This window comes from Streptomyces sp. BI87 (assembly GCF_025957665.1).
Taxonomy (GTDB): domain Bacteria; phylum Actinomycetota; class Actinomycetes; order Streptomycetales; family Streptomycetaceae; genus Streptomyces; species Streptomyces albidoflavus.
Genome location: NZ_CP110079.1, coordinates 2325001 through 2341307, shown reverse-complemented (window position 1 = coordinate 2341307; position 16307 = coordinate 2325001). Strand labels below are relative to the sequence as shown.

The window sequence follows — 16307 nt, the reverse complement described above, 5'->3', positions numbered from 1 at the left end:
CATCGTGAGCCCTGTACGTCGCTGTTCGCGCACCGCGTGCGGTCGCCCTGCCGTCGCAACACTGACGTACGTCTACGCCGATTCGACCGCAGTCCTCGGTCCGCTCGCCACCTACGCCGAACCGCACTGTTACGACCTGTGCGCCGAGCACTCCGAGCGCCTCACCGCGCCCCGAGGCTGGGAAGTCGTGCGCCTCGCCGACTCCGCCGGTCCGGCCCGCCCGCGCGGCGACGACCTCGAAGCGCTGGCGGACGCCGTCCGCGAGGCCGCCCGCCCGCAGGACCGTCCCGCCGCCCCCGGCCACCGCACCCCGGACCCGGCACCGCGCCCCGCCCCGGACCCGCAGCTGCCGACCACCCGCCGCGCCCACCTGCGCGTGCTCCGCTCGCCGGACTCCTGACCCCGGCGGCTCCCTCCGGAGCCCTCTCCACGGACGCCCCCGGCGCCCGGTCCCCGCGACCGGGCGCCGATTTCGTTCAACCCATTGACGAACTCTCCCGGCGCCCACAACCATGCCCAACCAGCCGGAGATCACCTTCCGCCCACCGGAAAACAACCCCCACTCCGGCACGCACCACCGCACCCCCGGCACGTACGAACGGCAACCGCGCTCCACCCCACCCCCGCCAGGAGGCACGCGTGTTCGTCCAACCCCTGGAGCCCGTCGCGGACTCCCTGCCACTCTCCGCCCTGGTCGCGGCCCTCCCCCTGGTCACCGTGCTGGTCCTGCTCGGGGCCGTCCGCATGAAGGCCCACCTCGCCGGCGCCCTCGGCCTCGCCGTCGCCACCCTCGTCGCCTGGCTCGTCTACGGCATGCCGCTCGGCCAGACCCTCTCCAGCGCCGCCCAGGGCGCCCTCTTCGGCCTCTTCCCGATCATGTGGATCGTCGTCAACGCGCTCTGGGTCTACCGGATGACCGTGCGCACCCAGCACTTCGACATCCTCCGCCGCTCCTTCGGCCGCCTCTCCGACGACCCCCGCATCCAGGCCCTGGTCATCGCCTTCTGCTTCGGCGCCCTCCTGGAGGCGCTGGCCGGATTCGGCGCGCCCGTCGCCATCAGCGCCGTGATGCTGGTCGCCCTCGGCTTCGACCCGGTCCGGGCCGCCGTCGTCGCCCTGGTCGCCAACACCGCCCCCGTCGCCTTCGGCGCCATGGGCACCCCCGTGGTGACGCTGGCGCAGGTCACCGGTTTGCCGCTGGACTCGGTCGCCTCCGTGGTGGGCCGTCAGACCCCGCTGCTCGCCCTCGTGGTGCCGCTGGTCCTCGTCTGGCTGGTCGACGGCAGGCGCGGGCTGCGCGAGACCTGGCTGCCCGCCCTGGTCTGCGGTGTCGCCTTCGCCGCCGCCCAGTTCCTCGCCGCCAACTACTTCTCCGCCCAGCTCGCCGACATCGCCGCCGCCCTCGCCGGGGCCGCCGCCCTGATGCTGGTGCCGAGCGCCCGCAGGCCCGCCGACGAGGCCGTCCGCACCTCCGTCCTCAAGGGCGTCCGCAGCGACGACCTCGACCACGACGACCCGCGCCCCGAGATCTACCGCGCCTACGCCCCGTACGCCCTGATCGTCGCCGTCTTCTCCCTCGCCCAGATACCCCCGGTCAAGGACCTCCTCGCCAAGGCGACCCAGTCCTTCGACTGGCCCTTCCTCGACGTGGCCGACGCCGACGGCCAGCCGGTCGGCGCCAACGTCTTCTCGCTCCCGCTCGTCGCCACCGGCGGCACGCTGGTCCTGGTCGCGGGCCTGCTCACCGCCGTCGTCCTCGGCGTCCGCGCCAAGGACGCGCTGCGCGAATGGGGCGCCACCGTCCACGAACTCCGCTTCGCCCTCCTCACCGTGGTCAGCGTCCTCGCCCTCGCCTACGTCATGAACCTCTCCGGCCAGGCCGCCACCATCGGCTACACCGTCGCCGCCGCCGGCGCGGGCCTCGCCTTCCTCTCCCCGGTCCTCGGCTGGTTCGGCGTCGCCGTCACCGGCTCCGACACCTCCGCCAACGCCCTCTTCGGCGCCCTCCAGGTCACCGCCGCCCGCGAATCCGGTCTCTCCGCCGAACTCCTCGCCGCCGCCAACAGCTCCGGCGGCGTCCTCGGCAAGATGATCTCCCCGCAGAACCTCACCATCGCCTGCGCCGCCGTCGGCCTCGCCGGCAAGGAGGGCGACCTCCTCCGCAAGGTCCTCCCGTGGAGCCTGGGCCTGCTGCTGGTCATGTGCCTGATCGTGGTGGGGCAGAGCACGGCTGTCCTGGGGTGGATGCTGCCCTAGAGGTCGTCTTCAAAGGTCAGATCCAGAGCAGGATTGAGGCGATGGTGACGGCCGCCTGGTAGGACTCGCGGGTTTTGTCATAGCGGGTGGCCAGTCCGCGCCACTGCTTGAGGCGGTTGAAGCAGCGCTCGACGACGTTGCGACGGCGGTAGATGCACCGGTCGAAGCCGGGCGGCCGTCCGCCGCGTGTGCCGCGGTTCAGCCGGCCCAGGATCTGGTCGGCGCGTTCGGGGATTGTGTGCGGGATGCCGCGTCGTCGCAGGTAGGCGCGGATCTTTCGAGAGCTGTAGCCCTTGTCGGCGACCACACGGTCGGGCCGGGAGCGTGGACGCCCGGGCCCGACTCTGGGCACGCTGATCGAGTCCATCACCTTCTCGAGGCGGGTGCAGTCGTTGGCGTTGCCGCCCGACAGGACGAATCCGAGAGGGCGGCCGCGCCCGTCGCAGGCCAGGTGGACTTTCGTGCTCAGTCCACCACGGGATCGGCCGAGGGCGTGATCACCCGCTTCGTCCCTGTCAACCGCCCCCTTTGCCGCTTCTACGGCATGCTGGTGCGCCCGAACGATGGTGGAGTCGACCGACACCAGCCAGTCGATGTCCCCGGCCGCGTCCTTCTCCGCCTGAACGGCCCGCAGCATGCGCGAGAACGTCCCGTCCAGTGCCCACCTGCGAAAACGCGTGTACAAGGTCTGCCAGGAGCCATAACGTTCCGGCACATCACGCCAGGCTGATCCGGTCCGCAGCTTCCACACGATGCCGTTCAGTACCAGCCGGTCGTCCGAACGAGGCCGCCCCGCAGTCCCCGAACTCGGCAGCAACCGCGACAACACAGCCCACTCGGCATCGGACAGTTCATGACGACGCACCATGACAAGCATGATTCCTCATCACCTGATCACCTTTGAAGACGATCTCTAGGTCACTGGCGGACGCCCGAGGGGTGGCCGGGCCCGCACGGGAACGGGCCCGCCACCCGCCGGTACCGCACCTCCCGCACCGCCACCCCCGCGTACTCCTCGCTCTGCGCGCCCCCGTCCGCCCGGTACCCGGCCGCCTCGTAGAAGCGGCGGGCGCGCGCGTTGGCCTCGACCACCCAGAGCACCAGCGCGCCCCAGCCACGCGCCGCCGCCTCGTCGTGGACCGTGTCGAGCAGGGCGCGGCCGACGCCCCGGCCCAGCAGATCGGGCCGCACGTAGAGGGCGTACACCTCGCCCTCACCCCCCGCCGCGCCTCCCGGGGTGTCGCGCGGACCGCAGCAGGCCCAGCCGACGACCTGCCCGTCCGCGCCGACCGCGACCAGGTCGCACAGCCCGGCCGCCCGCCCCGCGGCGAACCGTTCCTCGCGCACCGCCGCGTCCCGCTCCACGCTCATCGCGTCGAGGTACGCGCCGGGGATCACCCCGGCGTACGCCGCCCGCCACCCGGCCACGCGGACCGCCGACACGGCCGCCGCGTCGCCCACCGCCATCTCCCTGACCCACGTCATCCCGGCACTGTAGGGCCCGGCCGGCCCCGGCCGCCCGGCCGATTCCGCCCGCCCGGCGGCCCCGCCGCCCCCGCCGGGTAGCTTGGGCGGTCCGAAAGCAGCCCCACCGGCAGAAGGGCCAGCCGTGACCGCGGACCTCTCACAGATCGTCAAGGCGTACGACGTACGCGGAGTCGTGCCCGACCAGTGGGACGAGCGCTACTCCGCCCTCTTCGGCGCCGCCTTCGCCCAGGTCACCGCCGTCCCCGCGGGCAGCGGGGCGATCGTCGTCGGCCACGACATGCGCCCCTCCTCGCCGGGCCTCTCGCACGCCTTCGCCCGCGGCGCCGCCGAGCAGGGCCTCGACGTGGTCGAGATCGGCCTGTGCTCCACCGACCAGCTCTACTACGCCTCCGGCGCCCTCGACCTGCCGGGCGCGATGTTCACCGCCTCGCACAACCCGGCCCGGTACAACGGCATCAAGCTCTGCCGCGCCGGCGCCGCCCCCGTAGGCCAGGACACCGGCCTCGCCGAGATCCGGGCCCTCGTCGAGAGCTGGCTGGACGACCCCGCCTCGGCCCCCGCGCCCGTCGCCACCCCCGGCACCCTCAGCCGCCGCGACACCCTCGCCGACTACGCCGCGTACCTCCGCTCGCTGGTCGACGTGAGCGGCATCCGCCCGCTCAAAGTCGTCGTCGACGCCGGCAACGGCATGGGCGGCCACACCGTCCCCACCGTCCTCGGCGACCTCCCCCTGACCGTCGTCCCGCTCTACTTCGAGCTGGACGGCACCTTCCCCCACCACGAGGCCAACCCCCTCGATCCCAAGAACCTGGTCGACCTCCAGGGCCGCGTCCGCGCCGAGGGCGCCGACCTCGGCCTCGCCTTCGACGGCGACGCCGACCGCTGCTTCGTCGTGGACGAGCGCGGCGAGCCGGTCTCCCCGTCCGCCGTCACCGCCCTGGTCGCCGCCCGCGAACTGGCCCGCAACGGCGGCCACGGCACCGTCATCCACAACCTCATCACCTCGTGGTCGGTCCCCGAGGTCGTCCGCGAGCACGGCGGCACCCCCGCCCGCACCCGCGTCGGCCACTCCTTCATCAAGGCCGAGATGGCCGCCACCGGCGCCATCTTCGGCGGCGAACACTCCGCCCACTACTACTTCCGCGACTTCTGGAACGCCGACACCGGCATGCTCGCCGCCCTCCACGTCCTCGCCGCCCTCGGCGGCCAGCCCGCCCCCTTCTCCACCCTGGTCGCCGAGTACGACCGCTACCCGGCCTCCGGCGAGATCAACTCCACCGTCACCGACCAGCAGGCCACCACGGCCCGCGTCCGCGCCGCCTACGCCGACCACCCCGCCGCCACCACCGACACCCTCGACGGCCTCACCATCACCACCCCCGACTGGTGGTTCAACCTCCGCCCCTCCAACACCGAACCCCTCCTCCGCCTCAACGTCGAAGCCCGCGACCGGGAGACCCTGGAGCGCCTGACGGCGGAGGTGCTGGAGCTGGTGCGGCAGTAGGGGCGGGGCGCGGCACGGCGCTTCCGGGCCGGCTGCGGGGGAGCGGGGCCTCTTGCGTTGCGAGGCGTACACGTCGTCCGTGGAGGCTTGTCACGGTGGGCGCGGGCGGGCCGGGGCTCGGCCTGGCTGGGCCTCGGGTGGTCGTCGTCTGCCCGGCCGAGGCTGTGTTCTGCCACGGGCACGCCTGTACGCGGAGGCTTGCCAGGGTGGGCGCGGGCAGGCCGGGGCCCCGACCGAGGCACCAGGGAGCGGAGGGCCGTAGGGCGTGACGGCCGACGCGGTGCGTTGCCAGGCGTACGTCCGGTACGCGGGCGCTCCTCGCCGTGGATGCGGGGGCAGCCTCCGTCCGACCGCGCCGGCACCGCGCAAGGCCCGTCGTGCCTCTCGGACCGACGCCGGTAGCCGTCGGAGCAGAGCTGCGGGTCGGCGGCGGGGGCAAGGGTGAGCGCCGGGCGCCACCGGCCGCCGCGAGCAGCGGGCCCGGAGCACAAGCCGAGCCGCCTACCCCCGCTCCCCGAGCCCCGCAAGCACCTCCCGCACCAGCCCCACGACCAGCTCCGGCCGCCCGACGAACGGGGAATGCCCGGTCGGCCACTCCCGCACCTCCCCGCACCGCGCGGCCATGCGCCGCTGCACCCCGGGGTCGACCGCCCGGTCCCGCGCACACACCACGTACGTCGACGGCGTCGTCCGCCACCCCTGACGCTCCGGCACCCCGCGCCCGCACCCCGGCCCCTGCTCCCGCAACAGCTCCACAGCACGCCGGGCGAGCGGCGCGGGACAGTCGTCGTACAACACCCCGGCAGCCAACTCCGGCCGCAGCCTGGTCGCCCCCTCCTCCCCGGCCGCCACCACGGCCTCCCGCAACGCGGCCGACCCCCCACCCCACCCCGCCGCACTCTCCCCGGCATCCAGCACGAACGCCGCCAGATAGACCAGATGCCCCGCCCCGCGCACGCCCGTGATCACCGACCCCCCGTACGAGTGCCCCACCACCACCGGCGCCACCCCGAACCCGTCCACCACCTCCTGCACCACCCGCGTGTCCTCCCGCAACGACCCCCGATGCAACTCCGGAACCACCACCCCCACCCCCACCCGCCGCAACCCCACAGCCACCACCCCAAAATGCCCCGCCTGGTGATAAAGCCCATGCACCAGCACGACCCCACCCATACGTTCCCCTCCTGGTCCCGGGTTCACGGTCACCTCGTCTCTGGTCCTGGGCTCTCGGTTACCTCCTTCCTGTTCCTGGAGTCACGCTCCGCCTACGTGGTTCTGTATCGAGGGTCCGTTCTCTCCGGCCCGCATCCACCATCCGCGTACTCGGTCCCGGCCCCACCGCCCGCCTTCTTTCCGCAGGGCCGCTGCCCTCACCAGGAGCCAATGTCCCGCCCCGCTCGGCCGCCGCCCTCCGGTCCAACGGGCACCAATTCCAGCCCGGCCGGCGTTTGAGGCCATCGGTAGGCGGCACCGCCGATCGGGCCGAGCCCGTTCCAGCCCGGCCGGCGTTTGACGCCATCGTTAAGCGGCACCGTCAACCAGACCGAGCCGAACCCCAGCCCGGCCGGCCTGAGGCCACCCCACACGGCGCCCCCAACACCAGAGGCCGCCGCCAGGCAGACGCACCCCCACCTGAAGCCACACCCCACCTCCCCACCGGTAGGCTCTGATCAAGCGGGCCACAGGCCCACCCCGCTCCACCTCCCCGAAGGGAACCCCCATGGCACTCGAAGCCGGCCTCCTGGAAATCCTCGCCTGCCCGGCGTGCCACGCCCCCCTCGAGGAGTCGAAGACCGACTCGACCCCGGAACTCCTGTGCACCGGCGAGGGCTGCGCCCTCGCTTACCCGATTCGCGACGGCATCCCCGTCCTCCTCGTCGACGAGGCCCGCCGCCCCGCCTGACCAGGGCAAACAGGCGTACTCACACACGCGGCACGCGAACCCCGCCCAGGACGAACAAGGCGTACCCGCACCCACGGACCGCGAGCCCCGGCCTGACCAGGGCGAGCCACGCGTACCCCGTGGGACGCGAGCCCCGTACGAGCGCGCCCGGCCTCGCAGAGGTAGCCCGCCCCACCCCGGGGCACACGCAGGAGCACCCGCACGGGCCCGCCGCCCCGAGGCGCGCCCGGCCAGCGAACCGGAGGCCCCTCCCATGTTCGACGAGACCCTGCTCGACGACCCCGAGGCACTCACCCGCGCCGACCCGCGCGGCCTCCTGCGCGACGCGGCCGGCGCGGGCGCCCGGGTCCGTACGGCGGCCCGCCTCGCCGCCGAGGCAGGCATCACCGAACTACGCCCCGACGGCCGCCCCCGTACCGTGCTGATCGCCGGTCCCGGCACGGCCGCCACCGCCACCGCCGACCTCCTCGGCACCCTCGCGGGCGGCGCCTGCCCGGTGGTCCCGCTCGGCCCGACCGGCGTGGCCGCCGCCGCGGGTGCCCTGCGCTGGACCCTGCCGGGCTGGGCCGGCCCCGTCGACCTCCTCCTCATCGCCACCCCCGACGGCGGCGAACCCGGCCTCGCCCTCCTCGCCGAACAGGCGTACCGGCGCGGCTGCACCGTCGTCGCCGTCGCCCCCGACCGCACCCCGGTCACCGAGGCGGTCCAGGGCGCCCACGGCCTGGCCGTCCCCATGGCGACCGCCCCGGGCGAACTCCCGGAGGAGGAGCCCGTCGAGGCGTACGCCAACGGCACGACCGCCGCCTCCGGCGCCTTCTGGGCCCTGCTCACCCCGCTGCTGCTCCTTCTCGGCCGCACCGGCCTGGTCGACGCGGACACGGACGCCGTCCACGACCTGGCCGACCGCCTCGACACCACCGCGGAACGCTGCGGCCCCGCCGTCGCCGCCTACTCCAACCCCGCCAAGACCCTCGCCGCCGAACTGGCCGAATCCCTCCCCCTCGTCTGGACCGAGGGCCCGGGCGCCGGACCGATCGGCCGCCGCTTCACCGCCCTCCTCGCCGAGGTCGCCGGGCACCCCGCCCTCACCGCGGCCCTTCCCGAGGCCCTCCCCGCCCACGGCGCGCTCCTCGTCAGCGGCATCGCCGACGCGAGCGACCCCGACGACTTCTTCCGGGACCGCGTCGACGAGGCCGAGCCGCTGCGCGCCCGCGTCGTCCTGCTCCGCGACCGACCGCCGGGCGGCCTCACCGCCGCCCCCGCCGCCCGCGAACTGGCCCTCGCCCACAACACCGCGCTCAGCGAACTCGAACCGGGCGAGGGCAGCGACCTCGCCGCCACCGCGGAGCTGATCGCCACCACGGATTTCGCCGCCGTTTACCTCGCGCTCGCCACCACCCCCCGATCATGACGGGGCACCGAACCCGCCGCTGACCGCCCGGCCCGCCGCACCCCGCCCGCAGGCCACGCCCGAGGCCGACACCTCCGGCGGCGGACCCGCCCCTCCCCGTCCCACGCCTGTGGAGCCACGCCATGGACCGCCTCCAGAACACCGTCCGCCCCTACGCCTGGGGCTCCGCCACCGCCATCCCGCACCTCACCGGCACCGAGCCCACCGGCGAACCGCAGGCCGAACTCTGGATGGGCGCCCACTCCGGTGCCCCCTCCCTCGTCGACCGGGGCACGGGCCCGCGCTCTCTCGCCGACCTCATCGCCGCCGACCCCGACCGCGAACTCGGCCCCGCCGTCGCCGCCCGGTTCGGCCCCCAGCTCCCCTTCCTCCTCAAACTGCTCGCCGCGGACGCGCCGCTCTCCGTCCAGGTCCACCCCGACAGCGACCAGGCCGCCGCCGGCTACGCCGACGAGGAGCGCCGAGGCGTCCCCCGCACCGCCCCCGAGCGGAACTACAAGGACCCGCACCACAAGCCCGAACTGATCTGCGCCCTCACCCCCTTCGAAGGGCTCTGCGGCTTCCGCGACCCCGCCGAGGCCGCCGACACCCTCGCCGCCCTCGACCTGGACTCCCTCAAGCCCTACGTCGACCTGCTCCACGCCCACCCCGAGGAAGCGGCCCTGCGCGAGGTGCTCACCGCCGTCCTCACCGCCGACCGCGACGAGATGGCCGCCACCGTCACCGAGGCCGCCGCCGCCTCCGCTCGCCTCGGCGGCCCACACGCCACCTACGCCGACCTGGCCCGCCACTACCCCGGCGACCCCGGCGTCCTCGCCGCCATGCTCCTCAACCAGGTCAGCCTCCAGCCCGGCGAGGCCCTCTACCTCGGCGCCGGCGTCCCGCACGCCTACCTGAGCGGCCTCGGCGTGGAGATCATGGCCGCCTCCGACAACGTCCTGCGCTGCGGCCTCACCCCCAAACACATCGACGTCCCCGAACTCCTGCGGATCGTCCGCTTCGACCCCGCCACCCCCGCCGTCCTGCGCCCGGAGGCGTCTCCCGACGGGGAGGAGGTCTACGACACCCCCGTCCACGATTTCCGCCTCTCCCGCTACGTCCTCGCCCCCGGCGCGCCCGTGCGCGACTTGACCCTGCCCACCCCGCAGATCCTCCTGAGCGCCGAGGGCTCGCCCACCGTGGGGAACCTCCCCCTCGGCCCCGGCCAGTCCGTCTTCGTCCCCGCGGGCGAACCGGTGGAACTGCGCGGCCCGGGAACGGTCTTCCGCGCCACCGCCCTCACCTGACCCGCTCTCCGCCCCCTTCCGGCTGCTGTAACAATGTGCCGCCGCGGCCCGGCCCGTCCGGGCCGCGGCACCCGGACCGTCGCCGCGGCCCGGGAGGACCAAGGGATTGGGACCCAGAACCATGAGCGCGTCAGGCGGCACCAAAGCGATCGTCGCGGCACTCTCCGCCAACCTCGCCATCGCGGTGGCGAAATTCGTGGCCTTCCTCTTCAGTGGGTCGTCCTCGATGCTGGCCGAGAGCGTCCACTCGCTGGCCGACTCCGGCAACCAGGGACTGCTGCTCCTCGGCGGCAAACGCGCCAAGCGCCAGGCCACCCCCGAGCACCCCTTCGGCTACGGCCGTGAGCGGTACATCTACGCCTTCCTCGTCTCCATCGTCCTCTTCTCCGTCGGCGGCATGTTCGCCATCTACGAGGGCTACGAGAAGATCAAGCACCCCCACGAGATCGAGCACTGGTACTGGCCCGTGGGCGTCCTGGTCTTCGCGATCATCGCCGAGGCGTTCTCCTTCCGTACCGCGATCAAGGAGTCCAACCCGCTCCGCGGCAAGCAGAGCTGGAGCCAGTTCGTCCGCCGGGCCAAGGCCCCCGAGCTGCCCGTCGTCCTCCTGGAGGACCTCGGTGCCCTCGTCGGCCTGATCCTCGCCCTCGGCGGCGTCGGCCTCGCCCTCGCCACCGGCGACGGCGTCTGGGACGGCATCGGCACCCTCTGCATCGGCGTCCTCCTCATCGTCATCGCGATCGTCCTGGCCGCCGAGACCAAGTCGCTCCTGCTCGGCGAGTCGGCCGGCCTCGACGAGGTCCGCAAGATCGAGGCGGCCCTGGTCGACGGCGACACCGTGACCCGCGTCATCCACATGCGGACCCTCCACCTCGGCCCCGAGGAACTCCTCGTCGCCGCCAAGCTCGCCGTCCAGCACGACGACACCGCTGCCGAGGTCGCGGCCGCCATCAACGCCGCCGAGGCCCGCATCCGCGAAGCCGTCCCCATCGCCCGCGCCATCTACCTCGAACCCGACATCTACGACGAAGCCGCCGCCGCGAAGGGCACCAACCCCGCTATGACCCCTTCGCCGGACGCGTCACCGCGCTGACCTGCGCGATCGCCGCGGACCCCGGTGCGGGCTGGGGTCCGCGGGGCCGATCGGTGTAGATTCGGTCCCCGAGACAGACGTCGCTGCTGATGGCGGTCGGGCGGCCCCCACCGGGCCGGCCGAGGGAGAGAGGGCCTCCGACGGACTGCGAGCGCGGGTGGCCGGACACCGGTGTGTCCGCCCGTCCGCCCTGTCAGCCGTACCCACCCTCGACCCGATACGAGGAGCAGCCCACCATGGCAAGCGCCCAGCAGCACGACTTCAAGGTCGCCGACCTCTCCCTCGCGGAGTTCGGCCGCAAGGAGATCACCCTCGCCGAGCACGAGATGCCCGGCCTGATGTCGATCCGCGAGGAGTACGCTGCGTCCCAGCCGCTGGCCGGCGCCCGCGTCACCGGCTCGCTGCACATGACCGTCCAGACGGCCGTCCTCATCGAGACGCTCACCGCCCTGGGCGCGGAGGTCCGCTGGGCCTCCTGCAACATCTTCTCCACCCAGGACCACGCCGCCGCCGCCATCGCGGTCGGCCCCAACGGCACCCCGGACAACCCGCAGGGCGTCCCGGTCTTCGCCTGGAAGGGCGAGAGCCTGGAGGAGTACTGGTGGTGCACCGAGCAGGCGCTGACCTGGCCGAACACGCCCACCGGCGGCCCCAACATGATCCTGGACGACGGCGGTGACGCCACCCTCCTCGTCCACAACGGCGTCCAGTACGAGAAGGACGGCAAGGTCCCCGACCCGGCCACCGCCGAGTCCGACGAGCACCGCGTCATCCTCCAGCTGCTGACCCGCACCCTCGGCGAGAACCCGCAGAAGTGGACCCAGCTCGCCTCGGAGATCCGCGGCGTCACCGAGGAGACCACCACCGGCGTCCACCGCCTCTATGAGATGCAGCGCGACGGCCAGCTTCTCTTCCCGGCGATCAACGTCAACGACGCGGTCACCAAGTCGAAGTTCGACAACAAGTACGGCTGCCGCCACTCCCTGATCGACGGCATCAACCGCGCCACCGACGTCCTCATCGGCGGCAAGACCGCCGTGGTCTGCGGCTACGGCGACGTCGGCAAGGGTTGCGCCGAGTCCCTGCGCGGCCAGGGCGCCCGCGTCATCGTCACCGAGATCGACCCGATCTGCGCTCTCCAGGCGGCGATGGACGGCTACCAGGTCGCCACCCTCGACGACGTGATCGGCCAGGCCGACATCTTCGTCACCACCACCGGCAACAAGGACATCATCATGGCCGCCGACATGGCCAAGATGAAGCACCAGGCCATCGTGGGGAACATCGGCCACTTCGACAACGAGATCGACATGGCCGGCCTCGCCGCCATCCCCGGCATCGTCAAGGACGAGGTCAAGCCGCAGGTCCACACCTGGACCTTCCCCGACGGCAAGGTCATCATCGTGCTGTCCGAGGGCCGTCTGCTCAACCTGGGCAACGCCACCGGCCACCCGTCCTTCGTGATGTCCAACAGCTTCGCGGACCAGACGCTGGCCCAGATCGAGCTGTTCACCAAGCCCGACGAGTACCCGACCGACGTGTACGTGCTGCCCAAGCACCTCGACGAGAAGGTCGCCCGCCTCCACCTCGACGCCCTCGGCGTCAAGCTGACGACCCTCCGCCCGGAGCAGGCCGCGTACATCGGCGTCTCCGTCGAGGGCCCGTTCAAGCCGGACCACTACCGGTACTGACACCGGCCCGGCCCCGTCCGCGCGCCGCGCCGGCCCCGCCGCCCGGCGCCGGAACAGCCGGTCCCACAGCCTCACCGCAGGCCCCCGCCACCCCGGCGGGGGCCTGTCCCCATACCGGCCACCGACGAGGACCCGCAGCCCATGCCCAAAGGCCGCTACTCCCTGCACGATCCGCACGACCACACCCCCCTTGCCGAAGAACACTTCCACTGCGCGCCAGGCCCGCACGGCTGGCGCTACGTCGCCCAACTCACCACTCCCACACCGGAGAACGACCACCTCGGTTCCGTCGACCTCACCCTGGACGACCTCGGCCGCCCGCTCCGCCTCGAACTCCACTCCGGCGGCTGGCAGGTCCGCGGCGGCGCCCTCGAAGGCGTCACCTGGGTACGCACCGACCCCACCGGCCAGGAGGCGACCGAAGGCACCGTCGCCGCCCACGCCTTTACCGGGAACTCCCCGGCCTTCCTCGTCGCCACCGCCCGCCTGCTGCGCCTCACGACCACGTCACCCCCGACCCGCGTCCGCCTCGTCTCCTTCACCGGCCAGGCCCTCGCTCCCCGCACACTCGATCAGCAGTGGGCCTTGCGATCGAGCGAAACACACGCCACCGACAACGGTCCGCTCACCGTGGACGAATACCTCGTCGGCGAGGTCGAAACCGGGGAACAGCACACCGTCCACCTCGCAGGCGATGTCATCCTGAGCGCCCCCGGCATCGAACTCGAGGACCTGGAGACCCCGCCGACCCGCTTCACCGACTGACCTGCGAGAACACCTCACACCGGCGGCACGAACCCGGTCCCCGCCTGTCCACCGGAACGTCCCTCTCCGCCCCCGCCGCCCTCCGGCGGAGAAACTTCCTCCCCGACATCCCGCGCTTCCGGGACGGCACCGGCCCAGCCGCCCGGAACCTCAGCGTCCGCCCCGCTGAGCGGAACAGCCTCCGCCTTCCGTCGCTCCCGCTCCCGCCGCTCGTACGCCACCGCCGCCAGGTAGCTCCCGGCGGGCACCCCGGCCGGCACCGGCACACCGGTCCGTACGGCGAGCTCCTCGGCGAGCCGCCCCGCCATCGCCGCGGCGACCTGCGCGTCCAGCTGCCGGGCCCGGCCCAGGTACTGACGTACCGCTAGCCACAGGGAGTCGGGAACGGAGGACAGGTCCAGCCCGTTCACCTGCTGGGCGAGCCACGGCTCGGGCGCCGCCAGCTCGGGCACACGCGCCACCGGAATCCGCTCCCGCACCACCAGCGTCCCCGCGAACACGTCCCCCACCCGCCGGCCGCGCTCCGACACCAACGAGGCCACGCACGCCACCACACCCACCGTCAACAGAATCTCGACCACGGCCATGGCCCCGCGCCAACGCGTGCCGAAACCGGACCGGACCGCCGTCCTCCCGCACCACCCGCAGCCCGCACGCCCACTTGCCCAGCGACCGCCCGTGGCTGAGCGTCTCCACGGCGATCGGCCCGCCGACCGGCACCAGCAGGAAGACCGCGACGGAGACCGCCGCCACCGCGGCTTCGTCCAACGAGCCCGTGGTGACCAGCACCCCCACCATGACCAGCAGAAAAACCAGCCAGGTCACGACCAGGTCGATCAGCACCGCCGCCCCGCGGCTCAGCAGTTTCGCGGGCCGCAGCTCCAGCGCGACCGACTCGCCCGTCACCGGACCGCTCACCGTTACGCCTCTCCGCCGCCCACGCCTCCCACGGCCAGTCTGCCAAGCTGATGGGCACCCCGCCCCGGCCCGCGCATCCCGAGAGGCACGCCCGATGGACCTCGACGTCTTCGTCGCCGCCCACGAGGCGGAGTGGTGCCGCCTGGAAACCCTCCTGCGCCGTCGCCGCCTCACCGGCCCCGAGGCCGACGAACTCGTCTCCCTCTACCAGCGCGCTACCAGACACCTCTCCCTGATCAGCTCGGCCGCCCCCGATCCGCAGCTCAGCGGCCGCCTGACCCGCCTCGTCGCCCGCGCCCGGAGCAAGGTGACCGCGACCCGCCGCGCCCGCGCCCGCGACCTCACCGGCTTCCTCACCCACGACTTTCCCGCGGCCCTCTACCGCACCCGCACCTGATGGGCCCCGACCGCCGTCGCCTCCCTGCTGGTCGCCGCCCTGATCGGCTGGTGGGTCGCCACCCACCCCGAGGTCCAGTCCGCCATCGCCGCTCCCGCCGAACTCCGCGAACTCACCCGCCCCGGCGGCGACTACGAGGCGTACTACTCCAGCCATCCGGCGACCTCCTTCGCCGCACGGGTCTGGACGAACAACGCCCAGGCCGCCGCCCTCTGCCTGGTCCTCGGCGCGTTCCTCTGCCTCCCGGTGTTCGCGGTCCTGCTCCTCAACATGGTGAACTTCGGCGTGGGCATCGGCCTGATGGCCTCGGCCGGCCGCCTGGACACCTTCCTCGGCCTGCTCGTCCCGCACGGCCTGCTCGAACTGACCGCCGTCTTCGTCGCCGCCGGCACTGGTCTGCGCCTCGGCTGGACCGTCATCGACCCCGGCCCGCGCCGTCGCCGCGACGCCCTTGCCCAGGAAGGACGCGCGGCCCTCGGCATGGCCCTAGAGGTTGTTTTCAAAGGTCAGATCCAGAGCAGGATTGAGGCGATGGTGACGGCCGCCTGGTAGGACTCGCGGGTTTTGTCATAGCGGGTGGCCAGTCCGCGCCACTGCTTGAGGCGGTTGAAGCAGCGCTCGACGACGTTGCGACGGCGGTAGATGCACCGGTCGAAGCCGGGCGGCCGTCCGCCGCGTGTGCCGCGGTTCAGCCGGCCCAGGATCTGGTCGGCGCGTTCGGGGATTGTGTGCGGGATGCCGCGTCGTCGCAGGTAGGCGCGGATCTTTCGAGAGCTGTAGCCCTTGTCGGCGACCACACGGTCGGGCCGGGAGCGTGGACGCCCGGGCCCGACTCTGGGCACGCTGATCGAGTCCATCACCTTCTCGAGGCGGGTGCAGTCGTTGGCGTTGCCGCCCGACAGGACGAATCCGAGAGGGCGGCCGCGCCCGTCGCAGGCCAGGTGGACTTTCGTGCTCAGTCCACCACGGGATCGGCCGAGGGCGTGATCACCCGCTTCGTCCCTGTCAACCGCCCCTTTTGCCGCGGCATGCTGGTGCGCCCGAACGATGGTGGAGTCGACCGACACCAGCCAGTCGATGTCCCCGGCCGCGTCCTTCTCCGCCTGAACGGCCCGCAGCATGCGCGAGAACGTCCCGTCCAGTGCCCACCTGCGAAAACGCGTGTACAAGGTCTGCCAGGAGCCATAACGTTCCGGCACATCACGCCAGGCTGATCCGGTCCGCAGCTTCCACACGATGCCGTTCAGTACCAGCCGGTCGTCCGAACGAGGCCGCCCCGCAGTCCCCGAACTCGGCAGCAACCGCGACAACACAGCCCACTCGGCATCGGACAGTTCATGACGACGCACCATGACAAGCATGATTCCTCATCACCTGATCACCTTTGAAGACGATCTCTAGGCCTCGCCCTGGTCCTCCTGGTCTCCGGAGCCATCGAAGCCTTCGTCACCCCCTCCGGCCTGCCCACCTGGGCCCGCATCACCACCGGCGCGGCCGCCGAGGCAGCCTTCCTCGTCTACGTCTATGCGGTGGGCGGGCGAGCCGCGTGGGCCGGTCATACCGGCGACCTCTCCGCCGACGAGGGTGGCAGC

Annotated in this window: 13 protein-coding genes and 3 pseudogenes (1 of these 16 running past the window's edge); 11 read left to right on the top strand and 5 right to left on the bottom strand. The window is 72.9% G+C overall.

The window, feature by feature from the left end; all coding sequences use genetic code 11:
* Positions 1 to 4: 4 nt before the first annotated feature.
* A complete protein-coding gene (locus OIM89_RS10055) occupies positions 5 to 400 on the top strand; it encodes a DUF3499 domain-containing protein (protein ID WP_033947125.1) in 396 nt (131 codons plus the stop codon).
* A gap of 239 nt (positions 401 to 639) precedes the next feature.
* Complete coding sequence (locus OIM89_RS10050; protein ID WP_151168277.1) at positions 640 to 2256, top strand: L-lactate permease; 1617 nt, start codon at positions 640 to 642, stop codon at positions 2254 to 2256.
* A 16-nt stretch (positions 2257 to 2272) separates the two neighbouring features.
* Here the strand turns inward: OIM89_RS10050 and OIM89_RS10045 are convergent, their stop codons facing one another.
* On the bottom strand, positions 2273 to 3124 hold the full coding sequence (locus OIM89_RS10045; protein ID WP_264491779.1) for an IS5 family transposase: 852 nt from the start codon (positions 3122 to 3124) through the stop codon (positions 2273 to 2275).
* A 50-nt stretch (positions 3125 to 3174) separates the two neighbouring features.
* Entirely contained in the window at positions 3175 to 3741 is a 567-nt protein-coding gene (locus OIM89_RS10040; RefSeq protein ID WP_151168275.1) for a GNAT family N-acetyltransferase, read from the bottom strand.
* A 124-nt stretch (positions 3742 to 3865) separates the two neighbouring features.
* On the opposite strand from OIM89_RS10040, the gene OIM89_RS10035 reads away from it, so the two are divergent.
* Entirely contained in the window at positions 3866 to 5248 is a 1383-nt protein-coding gene (locus OIM89_RS10035; protein WP_047468319.1) for a phosphomannomutase/phosphoglucomutase, read from the top strand.
* A 501-nt stretch (positions 5249 to 5749) separates the two neighbouring features.
* Here OIM89_RS10035 and OIM89_RS10030 read toward each other — a convergent pair.
* Entirely contained in the window at positions 5750 to 6424 is a 675-nt protein-coding gene (locus OIM89_RS10030; protein WP_226964332.1) for an alpha/beta hydrolase, read from the bottom strand.
* A 547-nt stretch (positions 6425 to 6971) separates the two neighbouring features.
* Between OIM89_RS10030 and OIM89_RS10025 the strand changes: the two genes are divergently transcribed.
* From OIM89_RS10025 to OIM89_RS10000, 6 genes are all read left to right on the top strand, one after another.
* Entirely contained in the window at positions 6972 to 7154 is a 183-nt protein-coding gene (locus tag OIM89_RS10025; protein ID WP_003950440.1) for a Trm112 family protein, read from the top strand.
* A 253-nt stretch (positions 7155 to 7407) separates the two neighbouring features.
* Complete coding sequence (locus tag OIM89_RS10020; protein WP_030700073.1) at positions 7408 to 8565, top strand: SIS domain-containing protein; 1158 nt, start codon at positions 7408 to 7410, stop codon at positions 8563 to 8565.
* 122 nt (positions 8566 to 8687) lie between these two features.
* Complete coding sequence (gene manA / locus OIM89_RS10015) at positions 8688 to 9851, top strand: mannose-6-phosphate isomerase, class I (protein ID WP_226964333.1); 1164 nt, start codon at positions 8688 to 8690, stop codon at positions 9849 to 9851.
* Between the two features lie 121 nt (positions 9852 to 9972).
* A complete protein-coding gene (locus OIM89_RS10010; RefSeq protein ID WP_030700075.1) occupies positions 9973 to 10944 on the top strand; it encodes a cation diffusion facilitator family transporter in 972 nt (323 codons plus the stop codon).
* A 236-nt stretch (positions 10945 to 11180) separates the two neighbouring features.
* Positions 11181 to 12635, top strand: a complete 1455-nt coding sequence (ahcY, locus tag OIM89_RS10005) for an adenosylhomocysteinase (protein WP_023421854.1) — start codon at positions 11181 to 11183, stop codon at positions 12633 to 12635.
* Positions 12636 to 12776: 141 nt separating this feature from the next.
* On the top strand, positions 12777 to 13400 hold the full coding sequence (locus OIM89_RS10000) for a hypothetical protein (RefSeq protein ID WP_151168272.1): 624 nt from the start codon (positions 12777 to 12779) through the stop codon (positions 13398 to 13400).
* Positions 13401 to 13414: 14 nt separating this feature from the next.
* On the opposite strand, the pseudogene OIM89_RS09995 reads toward OIM89_RS10000, so the two are convergent.
* Positions 13415 to 14318, bottom strand: a pseudogene (locus tag OIM89_RS09995) (RDD family protein).
* A gap of 94 nt (positions 14319 to 14412) precedes the next feature.
* On the opposite strand from OIM89_RS09995, the pseudogene OIM89_RS09990 reads away from it, so the two are divergent.
* A pseudogene (locus OIM89_RS09990) lies at positions 14413 to 15255 on the top strand (stage II sporulation protein M); the annotation flags it as partial.
* Here OIM89_RS09990 and OIM89_RS09985 read toward each other — a convergent pair.
* Positions 15222 to 16067 carry an IS5 family transposase gene (locus tag OIM89_RS09985; RefSeq protein WP_264491778.1) on the bottom strand — a complete coding sequence of 282 codons (846 nt, stop codon included), beginning with the start codon at positions 16065 to 16067 and terminating at the stop codon, positions 15222 to 15224. The pseudogene OIM89_RS09990 and the gene OIM89_RS09985 overlap by 34 nt on opposite strands.
* 42 nt (positions 16068 to 16109) lie before the next feature.
* Here OIM89_RS09985 and OIM89_RS09980 point away from each other — a divergent pair.
* Positions 16110 to 16307: pseudogene (locus tag OIM89_RS09980) on the top strand (stage II sporulation protein M) (its annotated part continues 21 nt past the right edge of the window); the annotation flags it as partial.